The sequence below is a fragment of the Arthrobacter sp. Edens01 genome, assembly GCF_001307035.1.
Lineage (GTDB): Bacteria > Actinomycetota > Actinomycetes > Actinomycetales > Micrococcaceae > Arthrobacter_B.
In genome coordinates, this window is record NZ_LKIU01000005.1 from 1,511,076 (window position 1) to 1,529,950 (window position 18,875).

An 18,875-nucleotide genomic window follows, 5' to 3' on the forward strand; every position below is an offset into this window, starting at 1 on the left:
GTGGTAACCCGGGGAACTGGTCCTAGGTGGCTGGGCCCGAATCTCCGGGCCGCTGAGGCTTGGCTGCCTCGTTTTTTGTCTCTGCGACATTAGCACGCGTGTCACTCGATTGTGACGCAGATTTCACATTCCGGGAATCTGTTTCGCTCTTGTTATCAACCGGTGAATTGTTACTCCCGCCAGCGGTTTCGCCGGCCGGCGGGGTATAGCCGGGCAGGTACGGGGACGGTTCGGGAACCTTGCGGGCCCGCAGGGACAGGAAGATGAACATGCCGATCGAGAAGACCAGCAGCGCTATCGAAGTCCACACGTTCAGGCGCTGGGTAGTGCCGAACAGCGTGACCATTTCCGCGTCGTCGATGCGCAGCATCTCGATCCAGACCCGGCCAGCGGTGTAGAAGGCGGCGTAGAGCCAGAAGAGCCGTCCGCCGCGCAGCCTGAACCGGCGGTCCAGCGCCAGCAGGAGTGCCACTCCGGCAAGGTTCCACAGCGATTCATACAGGAAGGTGGGGTGGAACAGGGTGCCCGGGGCGGTGCCGTCGGGGAAGTTCGTGTTGTTGGGGTCGATTTCAAGCCCCCACGGCAGGTCCGTGGGACCGCCGAAGAGCTCCTGGTTGAACCAGTTTCCCCACCGTCCCACCGCCTGCGCCAGCAGGATGCCCGGTGCAGCGACGTCCGCAAACGTAGAGAGTTTGATGCCTGCCCGCCGGCAGGCGATCCAGGCGCCGACGGCGCCCAGTGCAATCGCTCCCCAGATACCGAGCCCGCCGCGCCAGATCTGCGGAATGAGCGCCAGGTCTCCGTTCGGACCGAAGTACGCGTCCGGGGAGGAGATGACGTGGTACAGCCGGCCGCCGATGATGCCGAAGGGTATGGCCCAGATGGCGATGTCCCAGACGGTGTCCTGCGGCAGTCCGCGGTGCTTCCAGCGGGCGGAGGTCATCCACAGGGCCAGGATGATGCCGGCCAGGATGCACAGGGCGTACGCGTGGATGGTCAGCGGCCCCAGCGAGAAGCTGCTGAACTCGGCGGGCGGGCTGGGAATTGCGGCCTGGACCGCCAGGGACATCGGCATGGTCAGTTCTTTCCGGTTCCGGTACTGAGTTCTCGGGCCAGTTCCCCGACTGCGGCGGGACCGCCGTCGCGGAGCGCTGCCACCAGGGCGGTGCCTACAATAACGCCGTCAGCGTAGGCGCCGATTTCCCGGACATGGTTCGAGGTGGACACTCCGAGTCCGACGCAGACGCGGTCCGCTCCGGCAGCGCGGGCCGCGCTGACAACGCCCTCAGCGGCGTCGGACACCTGGGTGCGGGTGCCCGTGACGCCCATGATGGACACCGCGTACACAAAGCCGCGGCTGGCCTGGACGGTGGACTTCATCCGTTCGGGCGTGGAAGACGGAGCGACAAGGAAAACACGGTCCAGTCCGTACTTGTCCGAGGCTTCGATCCATTCACCGGCTTCGTCGGGAATCAGGTCGGGGGTAATGAGTCCTGCTCCCCCGGCTTCAGCCAGGCGGCGGGAGAACTCATCCACTCCCATGCGCATTACCGGGTTCCAGTAGGTCATGACCAGTACGGCGGCGTCGGTTTCGGCGGTGATGCCGGCAACGACGTCGAACACTTCCTGGACGCGGAACCCGGCTTCGAGGGCCTGGCTTGTGGCAGCCTGGATGACTGAACCGTCCATGACCGGATCCGAATACGGGATACCGATTTCGATGAGGTCGGCTCCGCCGCGGGCCAGTTCAATGCCGGCTTCAATGGTTTCCTTTACGGACGGGAAACCTGCCGGGAGGTAGCCCACCAGGGCTGCACGGCCGTCGGCGCGTGCCCGGTCAATTGCGGCGGCGGACTTGCTGGCGGTTGAGAGGCTCACAGCTGTTCTCCTTCTTTGCCGATTTCGGCTTCAGCTGACTTCTCGTCGAGCAGGTTGAACCATTCGGCAGCGGTGGCTACATCCTTGTCCCCGCGACCGGAGAGGTTGACCATCACGATCTTCCCGGAAGGATCGCCTTCCGCGGCCAGGCGCTGGCCCACCTTTATGGCGCCTGCCAGGGCGTGGGAAGACTCGATGGCGGGAATGATGCCTTCGGTGCGGCAGAGGAGCTTGAAGGCCTCCATCGCCTCGCTGTCGTTGATGGGTTCGTAGGAAACCCGTCCAATGTCCGCGAGGTAGGCGTGTTCGGGGCCCACACCGGGGTAGTCCAGGCCGGCGGAAATCGAATGGGACTCGATCGTCTGCCCGTCCTCGTCCTGCATCAGGTAGGTGCGGGCGCCGTGGAGGACGCCGGGACGGCCCAGGGTGATGGTGGCAGCGTGGCGCGGTGTGTCCACGCCGTCGCCGCCGGCTTCGAAACCGTAGATAGCGACGGAGGGGTCATCCAGGAAACCGTGGAAGATTCCGATTGCGTTGGAGCCGCCGCCCACGCAGGCGCACACGGCATCGGGCAGCCTGCCGGTCTGCTCCAGGATCTGTTCGCGTGCCTCTTCGCCGATGACTTCGTGGAAGTAGCGGACCATCGCTGGGAAAGGATGCGCACCGGCAGCGGTACCGAGCAGGTAATGGGTGTTGGATACGTTGGCCACCCAGTCCCGCAGGGCTTCGTTGATGGCGTCCTTGAGGGTCTGTGATCCGTTGGTGACCGGGATGACCTTTGCGCCCAGCAGTTCCATGCGAGCGACGTTCAGCGCCTGCCGGCGGCAGTCTTCGGCACCCATGTAGACAACACATTCAAGCCCCAGCAGGGCGGCCGCGGTGGCGCTGGCGACGCCGTGCTGCCCGGCACCGGTTTCAGCGATGATGCGGGTCTTGCCCATGCGCTTGGCCAGGAGCGCCTGGCCAAGGACGTTATTGATCTTGTGGGAGCCGGTGTGGTTCAGGTCCTCGCGCTTGAGGAAGATCCGCACTCCCCCGGCATGCTCGGCGAACCGCTTGGCCTCGGTGAGCAGCGAGGGGCGACCGGAGTAGCTGCGGTTCAGCTCAGCGATCTGGGCGGTGAACTCGGGATCTGCCTTGGCCTTCTCAAAGGTGTCAGTGAGCTCATCCAGCGCCGCGATGAGGGATTCAGGCATCCAGCGCCCGCCGTATTCCCCGAAGTACGGGCCGGCGGCGTGGCGAAGCGACGGTCCCCCGGCAAGGAAGGACTCAGTCACCTGCCCGGTCACCGTCTGCTCTGGCGTGCCTGCCGCTGCGGCTGGGCTGCTGTTCTCCGGGATCCCGGTCATGGGGCCTGTCCTGTCCTGCTTATGTCCGTGGACCGCCGCTGTTGGCGGTTAACGGAAGGTTTGTCGAAAGTTGTCCTCAGCGTCCGCTGGCCTGCAGCCGGTCGGCGATGGCCGCGGCTCCTGTTTCCATGAACTCCGCAATGGTGGCTGCGGGATCGTCGTGCTTTACCAGTGCCTCGCCCACCAGCACCGCGTTGGCGCCGTGTGCTGCGTAGTGCGCGACGTCGGAGGCATCACGCACCCCCGATTCGGCCACTACGACCGCACCGGCCGGAATGGACTCGGAGAGGGAGGCGAAGACCGAACGGTCCACGTCGAGCGTCTTCAGGTTACGGACGTTGACGCCGATGATCCGGGCGCCGGCTGCACCGGCACGCTGGATTTCCTCCGCGGTGTGGGCCTCAACCAGTGCATTCATGCCCAGTTCATGGGTCAGGTCCAGGAAAGAACGGAGCTGATCGTCGTCGAGGGCTGCCACAATCAGCAGCACCAGGTCGGCCCCGTGCGCGCGGGCTTCCCAGATCTGGTACGGATCAACCGTAAAGTCCTTGCGCAGCAGCGGGATGCCTACCGCGGTCCGCACGGCGTCGAAATCCGCCAGCGAGCCGTTGAAACGGCGCGCCTCGGTCAGCACGCTAATGACGGCGGCACCACCCTGTTCGTAGCGCACGGCCAGATCCGCCGGATCGGCAATCTCAGCCAGTGCACCCTTGGAAGGGCTGGAGCGCTTAACCTCGGAAATCACCCGGAGGGCGGTCCGCGGATTGTCGTTGCCGCCGAGGGCATCGAAGGCATCCAGCGCAGGAGCGGCCTGCGCGGCACGCTCCTGCACCGTTTCCAGCGGCTGGTTCAGCTTCCGCTGGGCCATGTCCTCGCGGACACCGGCAATGATGTCGTCGAGAACGGTCACTTAGTGTCCGCTGTTCTTCAGCTTCGAGCCGCCGACGCCGTAGCCGGCCTTCTTCATGACGCCGCCGACGACCAGGCCCAGGACCATAACGCCGAGGCCAATGCCGAAGATCAGCCAGCTGGCCATAACGAAGCCAATGCTGGAAACCAGGGCACCTGCCATCATGATCAGCACACAGGTCCAGGCGGCGGGGGTGTTGCCGTGGCCGATGGTCTCGTCATGGATGCTGGCGTGGGCCTCGGAATCGTTCTCGGGCTTGGTGTCCTGCTGGTCAAGGGCGTTTGTGCTCATGGTAAATCTCCTCGTAAACGGGTCTGTGGTCCATTCTGCCATTAGCTGGCAGAAACTCTCGTACTTGTTGCGCCGCGCGCTGGGCCGGGCACGGCCCGGCTTAGCGGAAATTCGTGGGGTCTTCGCCCTTGGTCAGGCGGTCCCAGCTGTCGATGTCATCGATCGGGGGCTGTGTTGACTCGGTTTTCTCAGCGGCACCGGTGGCCGGCTGGGCGGCGTAACGGCGGGAGACCGGCCAGGTGCGGGAGGCCACCGCCAGCCACACACCGGCCAGTGCGATCAGCACGCCGGCGGCAGCGGCGAGGTAGGGCATGGCGGTGAGGGTGACTTCGGCACCCGCGCTTCCGCTCACGCCCACAGCCTTGCCCACGGCGCCGGCCGCACCCTGCTCCGGATCGCTGATGACCGCGGCGCTTGCGTACGCCACACCGGTTCCGGCAACCAGCAGCACCACGGAAATGACCCAGCGGGCCACCTTCCCGGCGATGGACGCAGCAAGGGCTGCCGCCAGCGCCACAACGGCAAACGCCGTTACGGCGGTAGCTGCTTCACTTCCCGCCACGGCGATGTCGGGGGTTTCCACCGCGGCTTGCGGCAGCACGACGTCGAGCCAGGTCCGGGTGGTGGTACCGAACGCTGCTGCGCCGAGCAGTACCGTTCCCAGGACAACCGTTGATTTGCGCCGCCAGCGCGGAGCGCCGGAGGCTGGCCTTGTGCTCACTTGTTCTCTTCCTGACTGTTGAAAATCTGCCGGGCCACCGACTCGGTGACCGGTTCCAGACCCCCGGCGATCAACGCCGCACGCAGCGGGGCCGCCGCCTTGTTGACCGTCTCAAGGGCTTCGGCTTCAAGATCGGAATCCGCCACGATTCCGCCGCCGGCCTGGACGTAGGCCTTGCCGTCACGAAGCAGGGCCGAGCGGATTGCGATGGCCATGTCCATGTCCCCGGCGAAGTCCAGGTACCCGACCACGCCGCCGTAAATGCCGCGCCGGTGGGGTTCAAGTTCGTCCAGCAGCCTCAACGCGCGCGGCTTGGGCGCGCCGGAGAGGGTGCCCGCCGGGAACGTGGCTGAAAGCACGTCATACGAAGAGTGCTGCGGTGAGAGTTCGCCCACCACGGTGGAGACCAGGTGCATGATGTGGCTGAAACGCTCCACCTCCATGAACTGGGTGACGTCCACACTGCCCGGGCGGCAGACCTTGGAGAGGTCGTTGCGGGCCAGGTCCACGAGCATCAGGTGCTCGGCGCGTTCCTTCTCATCGGCGAGCAGCTCCTCGGCGAGGGCGCGGTCCAGCTCCTGGGTCTTCCCCCGCGGCCGGGATCCGGCAATCGGGTGAGTGATGACCTCGCGTCCGGTCACCGTAACCAGGGCTTCGGGAGAGGACCCAACAACGGCGAACGGGTTCCCGCGGGCGTCCTCAAAGTTGAAAAGGTACATGTAAGGGCTGGGGTTGGTGGTGCGCAGCACCCGGTAGACATCCAGGGCCTCGGCCCGGCAGTCCATTTCGAAGCGGCGCGAGATGACCACCTGGAAAACCTCGCCGTCGACAATCGCCTCCTTGCCGCGTTCCACGGCCCGCAGGTACTCCGGCTTGGGCCAGGACTCCTTGACGCCGGCGGTGAGCGCGGAAACGTCGACAGTTCCGCCCTCAAGTACGGTGACCGCCTGGGGCGACTGGGCCGCGAGGCGGTCCAGCATGCTGTGCAGGCGTCCGACGGCGTCGAGCCAGGCATCATCGACCCGCTCGTCGGAGCCGTCGAAGTTGATGGCGTTGGCCACCAGCAGCACGGTGCCGTCCGAGTTGTCGTGAATTGCCATGTCGGAGACCAGGTTCATGGCGATCTCCGGCAGGTCCAGGTCATCCACGGGCGGGGAAGTCAGCTTCTCCCAGTGCCGCACCGATTCCCAGCCCACAAAACCGACCAGGCCGGAGGTAAACGGGGGCAGTCCCTCGAACCGGTCTGTTGCCAGCAGCGCCAGAGTGGCTGCCATCGCTTCCACCGGGTTGCCATCCACCGGGACACCGGCCGGGGGCTCACCCAGCCAGAAAGCCTCGCCGTCGCGGGTGGTCAGGGTGGCGCGGGAGCGTGCCCCAATAAAGGAGTAACGGGACCAGACACCACCGGACGCCGCGGACTCCATGAGGAAGGTTCCGGGCTCTCCACCGGTCAGCTTGCGGTAAATGCCGATCGGCGTGTGCGCGTCAGCGAGCACCTTGAGCCGGACCGGAACAACCCGCCGGTCCGCGGCCAGTTCGCGGAATTCCTCCAGCGAAGGGGAAATAACACCTAGATCCTGCATTTATCGGGCTTTCGGTTTGGAAGGGAGTGTTTAGGAAGAGACCGGAAGGCCACGGCCCTCAAAGCAGGTTCGAGTGCCCGTGTGGCACGCCGCACCAACCTGGTCCACGCGAACCAGGAGTGCATCGCCGTCGCAGTCCAGCGCCACGGATTTCACGAGCTGGACGTGCCCGGAAGTATCGCCCTTGCGCCAGTACTCCTGACGGGAACGGGACCAGAAGGTCACCCGGCCCGTGGTGAGGGTACGGTGAAGCGCTTCGTCGTCCATCCAGCCGAGCATCAGCACCTCACCGGTGTCATGCTGCTGGATGACCGCCGCCACCAGTCCCGCGTCATCGCGCTTCAGGGTCGCTGCTACTGCGGGGTCCAGTTCGGAGTCCGTATGGGGGGTCTGGGGGGTGGTGTCTGTTGCCATCCCTACGATTCTAGTGTGTTTAGCCGCACCGGGGCCGAATGGCCGCGTTCAGCGGGCAATGCGGGGGGTTCCATGCTAGTTTCAGCAGTGATGCAATTCGTAGAACCCTCTCGTGAAGTCCTGGCCGAAACACTGCTCGCGGCCGGTCCCCACGCGCCCACGCTCTGCGAGGGGTGGGAGACCCGGCATCTTGCTGCGCACCTTTACCTGCGCGAACACCGGCCCGCCTCAGCGCTCGGCTTTTTCGTAAAGCCGTTCGCCGCCAAGACCGCCAAAGCCATGGACACCCTGGCCGCCAGAGCCTCCACTTCCGAGGGCTACGCCAAGCTGGTCAAGTCTTTCCGGTCAGGTCCTCCGCTCCTGTCTCCCATGCAGATTAAATCGGTGGACAACAGCGCCAACCTGGTGGAGTACTTTGTGCACACCGAAGACATCCGCCGGGCCGGCGACCGCTGGGCGCCGCGCGCACTGGATTCCGAATACTCGGAAGCCCTCTGGTCTGAGCTCCTCAAGCGTGCCGCACTGCTCTACCGCGGTGTCGACGTCGGAATCATCCTGGTTCGGCCTGACGGTCCCCGCCATGTTGCCAAGCGTGCCGCTGTGTCCGTGGCGATCGTCGGAGAGCCGTGCGAGCTCCTGCTGCATGCCCACGGCCGCACCCAGCAGGCCCTGGTCATGTTCGAAGGCCAGGCAGACGCCGTCGCGTTGCTTGAAAGCGCCGACATAGGCCTCTAGCCCTTTTTCGATTACGGGTCCGGCGTATTCGCCGGACCCTTTTTCGTTGCCCGGGAACGCGGGGACTGCCAGTGTTAAGCCGAATGCACTGACCGCCGGCTTCGGAGAGATCCCCATGGGCAGGAACTGCGTCTTTGCGTCTGTCACCCGGCTCGCGGCTGCGGGTACAGCCGCCGCGCTTCTGCTTGTCGCCTGCTCCTCCCCTGACACCGCCCGGGACTCCGAGACAACACCCTTTTCCTCGCCGTCTCCGGGGGTATCGGCCGAGGACGAGCTGCCCGATGCCCTGCAGGCTGAGTTGCAGGCGCAGCTGGAGCAGGTCATGGAACGCTACGAAGTGCCGGGCGCCGCAGCCGGGGTCTGGGTAGCCGGTGCGGGATCCTGGCAGGCCGTGTCCGGGACGGCCGACGCCGCCGGCGGCGCGGCGGTCTCCCCCGGCATGGAGTGGCCGCTGCGCAGCATCACGAAGTCCTACACCGTTACCCTGCTGCTCCAGCTCGCCGACGAGGGCCTGCTGAACCTCGATGACACCATTGGCGAGTATGTGGACGGAGTGACCAACGGCGACCGGATTACTCTGCGGCAGCTCGCGGAGATGTCCAGCGGCAATGCCGACTACACCGGCGATGCTTTCGCTTCAGAATATGAGCAGGATCCGGCACGGATATTCACCTTGGCAGAGCTCAACAGCTTTGTGCTCGGTGAGCCGGCGGAGTTCGAGCCCGGTGCGCAGCGCGTGTATACCAACGCCAACACCAACCTGCTCGGTGCCGTTATTGAGAACGTCACCGGCCAGCCGTTTAGCCAGGTCCTGGGCGAACGCATCCTGCAGCCTCTGGCACTCACCTCCACCAGCTACGTCACGGATCCGTCGGATTGGGCCCAGCCGCATCCAACCGGGTACGTCGAGCAGGACGGCGTGCTGGAGCCCCAGCAGGAGAACCCATCCATTTTCGCGGCAGCCGGATCCTTGTTCTCGACCGTGGATGATGCGCGGGTATGGGCAGAGGCTCTGGCTACGGGATCGCTGCTGGAGGCGGATACACAGGACGAGCGCCAGGCAGGTGCCCCGCTCGAAACCGGTCCGCCCTATGACCAGTACGCACTGGGCATCGGTGAGACCGGCGGTTGGTGGGGCCACAACGGCGAAGGAATCGGGTTCACGTCCGCCGCATTCCATGACCCGGACACCGGGGCAACCATAGTGGTGTTCATGAACGAATCGAACGTGCCGGGCGTGCACCCGGCGGACGAGGCTTTCCGGTCCTTCGCGGAGGTCCTTGCGGCGAATCCGGGCCGATGAGCCCGGATATCCTTGGAGGGCGAGTTGCCCTCGCCCCCGGCTGCCCGGTGCAACCGGTCACTTCTGTGCAAGGACTCCGGTGAACAGGAAAACACTCAAGGACGATGGCTTTGCCGGATTCCGGCAGATCGAGCACCTCGAGGTCAACCGGATCCCGCAGCGCCAGGGGCTCTTCGCCATACTGCGCCCCGAGGGTTTTGAACCCCGGTACCTTCCAAAGAGCACCGCCGGTGTATTCAAGAAGAAGAACCCGTCCCTGGCCGAGGCTGAGCTTGCCGGCGAATGGGTCGCGGAGGCGGACATCCTGTTCATCGGCAAGGCCGGCCCCGGCAGCAACGGCAACCGCGGTCTGAGGCGCCAAATCCAGGAGTTTGTGGACTTCGGCAAGGGTAGACCGCCCGGGCACTGGGACGGCCGCCTCATCTGGCAGCTGGCCGGCGCCGGTGCACTGCTGGTTGCGTGGAAGGAACTGCCGGTGGAAGAACTCAACCGGGCGCACGCTGACTACCACGCCCGGTTCCGCGGGTGCTACGGCCGCCTGCCCTACGCCAACCTGGTCCAGGCCCGTGCCTAGGCAGGCACAGGACCGGAGATTCGTCTCGAACCGGTCCCGGCGCAACCCCCTGCTGGGGCCGTTGGAGGACGCCCGTTGGGTCCGCATCCCGGTCATCGCACTGGCAGCTGTGTTCCTGGCAGGCTGTGTGACGGGCGACGACGGTGCCTCCTCCCCCGCGGACACGGCTCCGGCAACGGTCGAAGTTTCAGGGGAAGCAGCAAATGCTGAGGAATCAGCGGCAAAGCGGTGGGTCCCCGTCCCCGGAGACACCTGGCAGTGGCAGCTCACCGGCGCCCTGGATTCCCGTGTGGACGCGCGGATCTACGACGTTGACTACGAACGGACCAGCCGTGTCGAGGTCGCCCGCCTGCACCGGGACGGCCGCCGGGTTATCTGCTACCTGTCGGTGGGCTCCTGGGAGGATTTCCGCCCGGATTCGGGTGGGTTTCCGGACGAGGTGCTGGGCAAGGTGATGGACGGCTGGCCGGATGAACGGTGGCTGGATATTCGCCGCCAGGACATCCTGCTGCCCTTGCTGGCAGCCAGGATGGACATCTGCGCACACAAGGGATTTGATGCCGTGGAGCCGGACAACGTGGACGGCTACCGCAACGAGACAGGCTTCGAGCTCAGCTCAGCGGACCAGCTGTCCTTCAACCGCGCCGTCGCCCGCCTGGCACACGAACGCGGACTGTCCGTGGCGCTGAAGAACGACCTGGATCAGATCCCCGACCTTGTGGGCGACTTCGACTTCGCCATAAATGAGCAATGCGCACTGTACGGGGAATGCGGGGACTACCTGCCTTTCACCGAGGCTGGCAAGGCGGTGCTGCACGTGGAATACGAAGGCTCCCTGGACTTCTGCGCGGAGTCCACGCGCCTCGGCCTGTCCTCAATGCTGAAGCCGCTGGATCTCGGGGCGGACCGGCAGCCCTGCTGACCTTCGGCTCCAGGGCGACGCTCAGCAGGATGCCGGCAGTAGCCGGTCATACCGCCGGGCACAGCCCGGCGGTATGGCTACCGGACGGGATAACCCGCGTCCGCGATGGCCTTCTTGACGTCGGCAATCGCGTTGTCCGGACCGAAGTGGAAGATTGACGCCGCCAGCACGGCATCCGCACCGGCAGCGATGGCCGGCGGAAAATGCTCAGGCACGCCGGCGCCGCCGGAAGCGATCAGCGGGACCTGCACGGCTGCCCGCACGGCCCGGATCATTTCCAGGTCGAATCCATCCCGGGTACCGTCAGCGTCGATGGAGTTCAGCAGGATCTCCCCCACGCCCCGGTCAGCGGCTTCCCTGGCCCAGGCAACGGCGTCGATCCCCGTGCCCTTGCGGCCTCCGTGGGTGGTGATTTCAAAGCCCGACGGCGTTGAACCGTCGTGCGTTCGCCTCGCGTCCACGGAGAGCACCAGCACCTGGGAGCCGAAGTGCCGGGTGATCTCATCAATCACGTCCGGACGCGCAACGGCTGCAGAGTTGATGGACGCCTTGTCCGCACCGTAGCGCAGCAGCCGGTCAACATCCTCAACAGTGCGGACGCCGCCGCCTACGGTCAGCGGAATGAAGACTTCCTCGGCCGTGCGGGAGACGACGTCGAACACGGTTTCCCGTGCCCCGGAGGACGCGGTGACGTCCAGGAACGTCAGCTCGTCTGCACCGGCGCGGTCGTAGCGGTGGGCCAGCTCAACCGGGTCACCGGCGTCGCGCAGGCCTTCGAAGTTGATGCCCTTGACCACGCGGCCGGCATCAACGTCCAGGCAGGGAATGACGCGGATGGCAACGCTCATGACTGCGCTCCCCTAGATCCGGCAGGCGTGGATGGTGCTGACCAGGATGGCGCGGGCGCCAAGGTCGTACAGCTCGTCCATGATGCGGTTGGTGTCCGACTTCTTGATCATGGAGCGCACGGCTACCCAGTCCGAGTCCCGCAGCGGGGAGACGGTCGGGGATTCAAGTCCCGGGGTGAGGGCAGCGGCCGCTTCGACCAGTTCCTTGCGGACGTCGTAGTCCATCATCACGTACTGCCGGGCCACCAGGACACCCTTGAGGCGGCGCTTGAGCACCTCCAGCCCGGCGGGGTTGGCACCCTTGCGGCCGATCAGCACGGCTTCGGACTTCAGGATGGGTTCACCGAAGATCTCCATCCCGGCGGCGCGGAGCGTGGTACCGGTTTCAACGACGTCGGCAATCGCGTCAGCGACGCCAAGGCGCACAGAGGATTCAACGGCGCCGTCCAGGCGAACCACAGACGCATCGACGCCGTGTTCGGCCAGGTAGTCGCGCAGCAGTCCGTCGTAGCTGGTGGCGATGCGCTTGCCGTTGAGTTCTTCAAGGGAGGCGAACTCCCCCACCGGTCCGGCGAAGCGGAAGGTCGATGCACCAAAGCCGAGGCTCATCAGTTCTTCAGCATCCACCTGCGCGTCCAGGAAGAGGTCGCGGCCGGTGAGTCCGACGTCGAGCGTTCCGGAGCCGACGTAGACGGCAATGTCGCGCGGGCGGAGGAAGAAGAATTCGATGTCGTTGTCGGGATCGACCATCACCAGTTCGCGGCTGTCGCGGCGCTGGCGGTAACCGGCCTCGGAGAGCATGGCGGAGGCGGATTCGGAAAGGGCGCCCTTGTTGGGCACTGCTACACGGAGCATTGGAGTATTTCTTTCGCTGGAAGTCAGATGGGAACTGGGCCTGCCGGCGGGCCACACACTGTTTGAGGGGTACTCAAAGGCAGCGCGTGGCTAGAGATGCTTGTAAACGTCCTGCAGGGTCATGCCTTTGGCAAGCATAAGGACCTGCAGGTGATAGAGCAGCTGGGAGATCTCCTCTGCTGCGGCTTCGTCAGACTCGTACTCGGCAGCCATCCAGACTTCTGCGGCCTCTTCGACTACCTTCTTGCCGATGCCGTGGACGCCGGACTCGAGTTCGGCGACGGTGCGTGACCCGGCTGGCCGGGTCGCCGCCTTCTCACTGAGTTCGGCAAATAGCTCTTCGAAGGTTTTCACAGATCAAGGGTACGCGCTGCGTCACAATCTGCCCCATTCCGGCTCGGCTGTGTGACGAAGGACGCTTCCGGCGGCGTCCTCGCCCGGCGCTACCACGCATCTTCAAACCACTGATCCGGGTGAAGGCCTGCTCAGATCATCGGAATCATTCCCTGGCTGCGGCACCGCCCCCGCCGGGTTTACCACGGTTCATCGGGCCGAGATTGAATTCGTGCCCGTGGTTTCGACTGTGGGATCCCCCGAGGCATAAGTGACGCTGTTGTTCTCCCCTTCGACGTCGATGTCACGGGTCTCCTCGACGCCGACAGTATTCCCGGTCCCGCCGACATCAATTTCGGGCACATTCCTAAGGTTGGCCTCATTGTTGTTGCCGTCGATATCGAGGCTTTCAGCGTTCTCGCCGGTAACTGAGTTGTCATTGCCGCGGATATCAATGTCTTCACACTGACCGGTCGTCTTCACGCTGGTGCCGTTGGTCTGGACGTCGATATCTCCCCCGCCGTTGCACGTAACGGTAATGCTGGTGTTCGGTTCAGTAATTCGGTGCTCTTCATCGCGGCTGAGGGTAATCGTCTCGTCGGAGTTCCCGGATGCCGCTGATGTGCCTGAGTCTGTTGGAGACGCGCTCACGCTCTCCGGTGTTCCGGCACTGGTTGATGGGATACCGGTTTCCAGGGGTTCCGGCGCCGGGTTGGTGCATCCGGTGACGAGTGCCAGGCCCGCGACTGCGGTGAGCACGGGCGCGGTGACACGGAAACTGCGGTACATGCGGGTTCTCCTCAGCTAGACGGGGCTGGGTGTTGTGCGGCCTGCCCCAAGGGAAGCTGCGCTCTTTGGCGGTTCCGCTTCCGGGGCTTTTCCGCTTGCCTGTCCAGTCTCCAACACGTTGGCCGGGACGGCCATGTTGAGGCTCGCCATTGTCCACAGACTTGGCTGAATCGGACTGGCTTGGACGGAATGGCGCGGCGCGGGTGTTTGGGCACCGAGGTTCCCATCCCCAGGTGCCGGTGTTACGGAAGTGACCACGTAGACCACAGGAACACCAGGGAGTGGGAACCTTGGCCTGTTTACCCGCGGCGATGGCCGCCCTCGCAGGCCGCCGCGGGGAATCGGAAAACCGTTCCGTGAGCGAGCGTTATCGTTGCAGCGTGACGGACAAACGCATCGCCTGGCAGTTCACTGCGCTGACGTTCGTGATCGCCTATGGCTTCGCGGGCGCACTGATCATCGCTGCCCGGTTCGGGTATGAAGTGAACAATGTCGTCACAACGTTGCCCGAATTTCTCGCGAACGTGCCCTTCTCGATTTATATCCTCTCGCCGGCCATTGCTTCCTATCTCGTCCTGAGGAGGGCCGGGAAGGTTTCAGGTCCCGGCGCGTGGCTGAGGATGGTGTTCTTTGCCAAGGGCCGTCCGGCGGCCTATCTCTTGGTCTTCTCGGCACTCGGCGTGTACTTTTCGCTCCACCTGCTTATCTCGGGGCCCTCCGCATATGCACTCCCCTGGTTCATGTTTTTTCTCTCGCTGCCGGGCAACCTCATCATTGGCGGCATGGAAGAGGCCGGGTGGATGACGGCGCTGCAGCCGCAGCTCTACCGCCGGTGGGGCTATTTTGTTTCCTCCCTGGTGGTCGGAATTATCTGGCTGCTGTGGCACGTCCCGCTGTTCTTCATCCCGGGCACGAACCATGAGTCCGGCGTCATCGACTACTGGATGTTCGCTGTTCAGATCATGGCGTTCCGCTTCCTCTACGGCGCGATTCTCGCTCTGTCGCCCCGGAACGCGGTGTTCCTGTGCATCCTCTTCCACACCATGTTCAACGCTGCCAGCTTCACTCTGGGTGTCCCGCCGACAACGTGGGCGGGCACCGTCACGGCGAACGCGGCAGTGGTGGCTCTCGCCGTCGCGGTGGTGTTCTCCCGCAGGAATGGGAAGAGGGCGCCAGGCAGGCGAACGGGATCCTGACGGTTCAGCGCCCGCTCGGCGCGCTATGCCGGCTGTCTTGGCGGTACACGTAGCTGCCGGAGAGCCGAAAGCCGGCTCTGGCGTACAGCCCCTGCGCGTCGAGATTCGCCGCAGTCACCTGCAGCCAAAAGTCTGTTACGTCCGAATCATTACCTGCCCGCAGCAATTCCTCCAGGACCGCTGCCGCGAAGCCCTGGCGACGCGCTTCCGGGAGTGTAGACATGCAGTAGATGCCGCCCATGCTGCTGCCTTCCGGCAACGCGAGGCGTCCGACGGCGGCGGGGCGGCCGTCATTATTTCGCACCAGGGCGTACACGGAGGGACAGCCTGAGAGGATTCGCAGGGCTATGGCCTGTTCCTCGTTGCCTCCGCGGCCGTCCACCAGCCACCAGACGTGCATCCAGTCATCCGAGGGCACCGACGACAGTTCCACCGCCGGCGCCCCAGGGAACAATGCAGGATCAGGGAGATCCTTGGCACTCCGGGTCAGGACACGGGTTGAGGACTGTCGTGTGAACCCCTCCACGTCCAGAAGGTTGTGCAGGGCCGCCGCGTCGTCGGCGTCCTCGGAGATTTGGAAGATCACCGGCAGCCGGCGGCGGCCGTACCAGGACCGTGCCTCGCGAAGCAGACCGGAAAGTTCTTCACCGGAGTGTCCGTTGATTCCCCTCGGCCAGACAGAGTTGGCCCGCTGGGTTACTCCTCCCGCGGCGCGGAGAATCCAGCCGCCGGACTTGTGCCGGTCCAGTGCCGGCCACGCGGCGTCCATGGCGGACTCCAGCGACAGAGGCAAGGGCTGCAAAGACGTGGTGGGCCTACGGAGAGGCATGCTCTGCGTCCTTAGAGTCCATGATCAGGTCCAGGACGAGGGAAGTTACGGCGGTGATGACCGCCATCACGAGCCGCGGCCGGGCCGCTCCGCGACGCAGCAACCACGTTTCCATCCGCTCATCCACCACAAGGGTCAGCGCCAGAATCCCGCTCGAGGCAACGCCCACCGCGCCAGCCAGTGCCGTCAATGCGATCGTTGTTGTCCGTTGTGAACCCGCATTAGTACGCACATAGGAAGGAAGAGGTGCGGGGCAGTCTGCTCCGCCGTCGGACTTGGCAGTTGCAGGCGTGACAAGATCCACTCTCCCGGCGGCAGCCAGCTCCCGTCCCTGCTGAGCGCCTCTTCGCAGGGCCGCGGCAACTATGACGCCAATTGCGGCGCCGGGGGCAAGAACGTAGGCACGGCGCACTCGCGGGGACCATTCGGCCGGGCTTTTTAGGGTGAGCGCACCAGATATAGCGGCCAGCGCGAGCGACAGCGGAAGATTCTTCATGGTCAACACGCTACATGCGCCTTTTGAGCCAGGTTTGCGGCCAGAGGCCAGCTCCAGCCACGGGGTGCCTGATCAGCAACTGTTCCGCGGCCGCACCTTGCCTGAGTGTCAGCGCTCCGCGCCGCACAGGCCCGGCGGGGAAACAGCGAGCCCCTGAAGCAGGAAATTGACCGTCTCCTCGCCGAAGTTGCCGAGCTCGGCCTGCAGATCGCGCTGCAGTTCAGTGGCCCATACGTCCAGGAGCGATTCAACGAGTGATACAGCAATGTGCAGCGGCATCAGGCGGAAGACTCCGGCATCCATTCCGGCGGACAGGATGCCACGCAGCAATGCCGAGTCCTCCTCGGTTCCCGCCAGATAGAGCGGCGTTCCGTCCTCGGTTCGGTGCGACACAACGATCTCGAATCCCGCCGTGATCTCGGCACGGTGTGAATCGACGTAGGCCAGGTAGGCACGTGCGTAGGCGCGGAGCTGCCCGGCAGGATCCTTTTCAGCCTGCACCGCCGGCACGATCTCTTCGTACTGGTTGCCAAACACCTCGTCGACAACGCCGAGCAGCAGCGCTTCCTTCGAGGCGAAGTAGTAGACGATCGCGCTTTTCCCGACACCGGCACGCACCGCGATCTCGGACAGTGACGCCCGGTGATAGCCAATCTCGTTGACGGTCGTGATGGCGGCACGAATGATCTGTGCGCGGCGCGCCGTTCCGGTAAAGGTACGCGAAGGATATTCGGGGGGTGTCACTTGGCCATTATCGTCGATGCCAGCGGGCGCCCCTGCTCGATGAAGTCGCAGAGCACACCCGGTGCCGCATCTGAGGCAAGCCCTGCAGCCTGGTCTGTCGGCACATCGGGGATCTCATACGTGGACCAGCCGGCGGCGGTCATCGCCGACACGGTAGCCAGTCCCAGCCTGCGCTGCAGCAATGACTGCCGCACAGCTACTGTGCTCACCGCGTCGCGCCGCAGCGCTGAGGTAGTGCGGCTTAAGAGCCCGGAGCGCACTACCACGTACTCGTCCGCGATGGCGTGGCCGAGCGCACGGTAGGCGACGACGGCGGCGAGCAGCGCGGGTGGCCATGCCGCCGCGGCGGCCCAGGGCATCCACCCCGGTATCACTCCCGTGAGGGCGGGAAGGAGCAGGGCTGCGGGGGCTGCAGCAGAGCCCGCGGTCCCCCACCAGAGACGACGCCGTAGTGCGGTTCGCGGGTGTTTCGTCAGCGTTGCCTCAAAAGGGTTCTCGGGTCCGAAGATCTTCCCTGCCACACGGTGTGACTCGGTTACGGGCCCCCGGGGAAGGATTGCAGTCGGCTCCTGCGGGTCCCATGCGTTGAGGCCCGTGGTGATGACATTGGTATCGGCCATGCGCATCCACCTCCATAGGAGGGGTTCACTGATGGACAGGCCGCGCATCCGGAGCTCGTCGCGGAGAACCTCACGCGTACTCAGCAGGCCCCGCCGGGTCCGCAGATGGCTGTGGTCCCCCGTCCTGATACGCGCGAGCTCGAATTTCCAGTAGCCGAGGAGGAAGTTCACTCCGAGTCCTAGTGCTCCAAGAAGACCGGTAACCGCGAGCACCAGGATGGTGATGACGACCCAGCCGAGCGAATCCCAGTCCGCCATGTTGGCAACGACGCCAACAACATCTATTCCAAAGCTTGAAAGCAACCAGAAGCCGCCCCACAGCAGCCCCGCGGCCATGGCGTAGGCCCAGATGCTGAACATGTTGTAGACGGCCCACCAGGGCTTGAAAACGGCAAGGACCTCTGCGGCTCTGTCTCCGCCTTCCCTCTCCCCACGCTTGTCCGTGGTGTCCAGAACGTCGGCGGTGGTGGCGGTCGGCGAAGGTGAGGCCACGGTGGTGTTGAAAAGGTCTTCCCGCAGGGCAGCGGCGTCTGCGGCTGACAGCGCGTCCAGGACAAGTGCCGCTTCACCCGCTCCGGCCTGCTGTCCTGCGCCCACCGTGACGATGCGGAGACCGGCAATCCGGTGGCGGAGCTTGGTGGCAATGTCTACGCTGCGCACCCGGTCACGGTGGAGGGTGCGGTGCCGCCGGACGAATACCCCGCTGCGCTGCTCGATGTCCATGGCAGTAAGGCGGTAGGTAGTGAAGGCCCACCTCAGGATGTCGGCGGCGGCGCCGCTGAGGCCCGCAACAGCCACGAAGGCCAGTGGCCAGAGCGCGGTGAGCGATGGATCAGCGCCGAAAACCCAGATCGCTGCGACCCCGGGAAGCAGCGAGAGCACACTTACCAGGACGTCAACCCACACCACGCGGCTGCTCAGGCGCTGCCACTGCTCTGCCGCCGGCTCGCTCATGTAGCATCCCCTTCGGAGAGTTCGGCTATTACTGCCAGGCGTGCGGCGGCATCTTCGGCAACGCGGCGGTCGAGACCGCGTATGTTGACGGCGCCGGACGAGGACGCCGTTGTCACCCGGAGTGTGGCGAGACCGAAGACCTGCTCAAGGGGTCCGCGCAAAGCGTCGACCGTTTGAATCCGTGACGTCGGGGCCACCCGCCATTCCGTGACCAGCCAGCCGCTCGATGCGTAGGTGGCCCGGTCAGTAACCTCCCATCGGTGCACGCGCCGGCGCCACCACGGTTCTATAACCACGCGCGCCGCCAGGACCAGCGCTGCGGCGGCGATCGGTGCTGCCAGCCAGATTCTGGCCTGATCCCAGAGAACAGCGGCCGCTATCAACACCACAAGCGGGATCCCGCACAGCAACAGGTTTCGTACCAGCCACCACGCCGTTGCGCGGGGGTCCACCTGATGGGCGGGCGGACGGACCTTTATATTGGGCTTCTCGACCTCCGGAATAGCTGTCATGCCCAGAGTCTAGACCGAT

The 18,875-nt window shown here is 65.0% G+C and carries 22 protein-coding genes; 5 read left to right on the forward strand and 17 right to left on the reverse strand.

All coding sequences use genetic code 11. From position 1 onward, the window contains the following. Positions 1–22: 22 nt before the first annotated feature. The 8 genes from lgt to hisI form a co-directional block, all read right to left on the reverse strand. The gene (gene lgt / locus AO716_RS13150) at positions 23–1,075 is read right to left on the reverse strand and encodes a prolipoprotein diacylglyceryl transferase (RefSeq protein ID WP_152969962.1); all 1,053 of its coding nucleotides are present in this window, start codon (positions 1,073–1,075) and stop codon (positions 23–25) included. A 2-nt stretch (positions 1,076–1,077) separates the two neighbouring features. Further along, positions 1,078–1,878 carry a tryptophan synthase subunit alpha gene (gene trpA, locus AO716_RS13155; protein WP_055241435.1) on the reverse strand — a complete coding sequence of 267 codons (801 nt, stop codon included), beginning with the start codon at positions 1,876–1,878 and terminating at the stop codon, positions 1,078–1,080. Next, the gene (trpB, locus tag AO716_RS13160) at positions 1,875–3,227 is read right to left on the reverse strand and encodes a tryptophan synthase subunit beta (protein ID WP_229780075.1); all 1,353 of its coding nucleotides are present in this window, start codon (positions 3,225–3,227) and stop codon (positions 1,875–1,877) included. The genes trpA and trpB overlap by 4 nt, the downstream gene beginning before the upstream one ends. A gap of 76 nt (positions 3,228–3,303) precedes the next feature. After that, positions 3,304–4,137 (reverse strand): indole-3-glycerol phosphate synthase TrpC, encoded by an 834-nt coding sequence (gene trpC, locus AO716_RS13165; RefSeq protein WP_082413558.1) that lies wholly within the window; start codon positions 4,135–4,137, stop codon positions 3,304–3,306. After that, positions 4,138–4,428, reverse strand: a complete 291-nt coding sequence (locus AO716_RS13170; RefSeq protein WP_055241437.1) for an HGxxPAAW family protein — start codon at positions 4,426–4,428, stop codon at positions 4,138–4,140. A 100-nt stretch (positions 4,429–4,528) separates the two neighbouring features. Next, complete coding sequence (locus AO716_RS13175) at positions 4,529–5,149, reverse strand: Trp biosynthesis-associated membrane protein (protein ID WP_055241439.1); 621 nt, start codon at positions 5,147–5,149, stop codon at positions 4,529–4,531. Next, positions 5,146–6,732, reverse strand: coding sequence for an anthranilate synthase component I (locus AO716_RS13180; protein WP_055241441.1), 1,587 nt, complete (start codon positions 6,730–6,732; stop codon positions 5,146–5,148). The genes AO716_RS13175 and AO716_RS13180 overlap by 4 nt, the downstream gene beginning before the upstream one ends. A 30-nt stretch (positions 6,733–6,762) precedes the next feature. Further along, complete coding sequence (gene hisI / locus AO716_RS13185) at positions 6,763–7,146, reverse strand: phosphoribosyl-AMP cyclohydrolase (protein ID WP_055241443.1); 384 nt, start codon at positions 7,144–7,146, stop codon at positions 6,763–6,765. Between the two features lie 90 nt (positions 7,147–7,236). On the opposite strand from hisI, the gene AO716_RS13190 reads away from it, so the two are divergent. The 4 genes from AO716_RS13190 to AO716_RS13205 all read left to right on the forward strand — a co-directional run bounded on the left by AO716_RS13190 (position 7,237) and on the right by AO716_RS13205 (position 10,680). Next, positions 7,237–7,881, forward strand: coding sequence for a TIGR03085 family metal-binding protein (locus tag AO716_RS13190; protein WP_055241445.1), 645 nt, complete (start codon positions 7,237–7,239; stop codon positions 7,879–7,881). A gap of 115 nt (positions 7,882–7,996) precedes the next feature. Continuing rightward, positions 7,997–9,184, forward strand: coding sequence for a serine hydrolase domain-containing protein (locus AO716_RS13195; RefSeq protein WP_055241447.1), 1,188 nt, complete (start codon positions 7,997–7,999; stop codon positions 9,182–9,184). 79 nt (positions 9,185–9,263) lie between these two features. After that, the gene (locus AO716_RS13200) at positions 9,264–9,758 is read left to right on the forward strand and encodes a hypothetical protein (RefSeq protein WP_055241449.1); all 495 of its coding nucleotides are present in this window, start codon (positions 9,264–9,266) and stop codon (positions 9,756–9,758) included. Further along, positions 9,751–10,680 carry an endo alpha-1,4 polygalactosaminidase gene (locus AO716_RS13205; protein WP_200907622.1) on the forward strand — a complete coding sequence of 310 codons (930 nt, stop codon included), beginning with the start codon at positions 9,751–9,753 and terminating at the stop codon, positions 10,678–10,680. Before AO716_RS13200 ends, AO716_RS13205 begins: the two co-directional genes overlap by 8 nt. Before the next feature lie 77 nt (positions 10,681–10,757). Here AO716_RS13205 and hisF read toward each other — a convergent pair whose 3' ends face one another. The 4 genes from hisF to AO716_RS13225 all read right to left on the reverse strand — a co-directional run bounded on the left by hisF (position 10,758) and on the right by AO716_RS13225 (position 13,505). Beyond that, positions 10,758–11,528, reverse strand: a complete 771-nt coding sequence (gene hisF / locus AO716_RS13210) for an imidazole glycerol phosphate synthase subunit HisF (RefSeq protein WP_055241453.1) — start codon at positions 11,526–11,528, stop codon at positions 10,758–10,760. A 12-nt stretch (positions 11,529–11,540) separates the two neighbouring features. Then, complete coding sequence (gene hisG, locus AO716_RS13215; protein ID WP_055241455.1) at positions 11,541–12,383, reverse strand: ATP phosphoribosyltransferase; 843 nt, start codon at positions 12,381–12,383, stop codon at positions 11,541–11,543. Positions 12,384–12,473: 90 nt separating this feature from the next. Next, positions 12,474–12,737, reverse strand: a complete 264-nt coding sequence (locus AO716_RS13220) for a phosphoribosyl-ATP diphosphatase (RefSeq protein ID WP_055241458.1) — start codon at positions 12,735–12,737, stop codon at positions 12,474–12,476. A 189-nt stretch (positions 12,738–12,926) separates the two neighbouring features. Next, the gene (locus AO716_RS13225) at positions 12,927–13,505 is read right to left on the reverse strand and encodes a DUF3060 domain-containing protein (protein WP_055241460.1); all 579 of its coding nucleotides are present in this window, start codon (positions 13,503–13,505) and stop codon (positions 12,927–12,929) included. A gap of 281 nt (positions 13,506–13,786) precedes the next feature. Between AO716_RS13225 and AO716_RS13230 the strand changes: the two genes are divergently transcribed. Continuing rightward, positions 13,787–14,701, forward strand: coding sequence for a CPBP family intramembrane glutamic endopeptidase (locus AO716_RS13230; protein WP_200907623.1), 915 nt, complete (start codon positions 13,787–13,789; stop codon positions 14,699–14,701). Positions 14,702–14,705: 4 nt separating this feature from the next. Here the strand turns inward: AO716_RS13230 and AO716_RS13235 are convergent, their stop codons facing one another. The 5 genes from AO716_RS13235 to AO716_RS13255 all read right to left on the reverse strand — a co-directional run bounded on the left by AO716_RS13235 (position 14,706) and on the right by AO716_RS13255 (position 18,856). Further along, positions 14,706–15,530: a GNAT family N-acetyltransferase gene (locus AO716_RS13235; RefSeq protein WP_055241463.1), complete on the reverse strand. Its 825-nt coding sequence runs from the start codon at positions 15,528–15,530 to the stop codon at positions 14,706–14,708. Then, the gene (locus AO716_RS17315; protein ID WP_152969963.1) at positions 15,517–16,026 is read right to left on the reverse strand and encodes a hypothetical protein; all 510 of its coding nucleotides are present in this window, start codon (positions 16,024–16,026) and stop codon (positions 15,517–15,519) included. The genes AO716_RS13235 and AO716_RS17315 overlap by 14 nt, the downstream gene beginning before the upstream one ends. Before the next feature lie 108 nt (positions 16,027–16,134). Then, on the reverse strand, positions 16,135–16,770 hold the full coding sequence (locus AO716_RS13245; RefSeq protein ID WP_055241467.1) for a TetR/AcrR family transcriptional regulator: 636 nt from the start codon (positions 16,768–16,770) through the stop codon (positions 16,135–16,137). After that, on the reverse strand, positions 16,767–18,344 hold the full coding sequence (locus AO716_RS13250; RefSeq protein ID WP_055241469.1) for a PH domain-containing protein: 1,578 nt from the start codon (positions 18,342–18,344) through the stop codon (positions 16,767–16,769). The genes AO716_RS13245 and AO716_RS13250 overlap by 4 nt, the downstream gene beginning before the upstream one ends. Then, entirely contained in the window at positions 18,341–18,856 is a 516-nt protein-coding gene (locus AO716_RS13255) for a PH domain-containing protein (RefSeq protein WP_055241471.1), read from the reverse strand. Before AO716_RS13255 ends, AO716_RS13250 begins: the two co-directional genes overlap by 4 nt. Positions 18,857–18,875 lie beyond the last annotated feature (19 nt).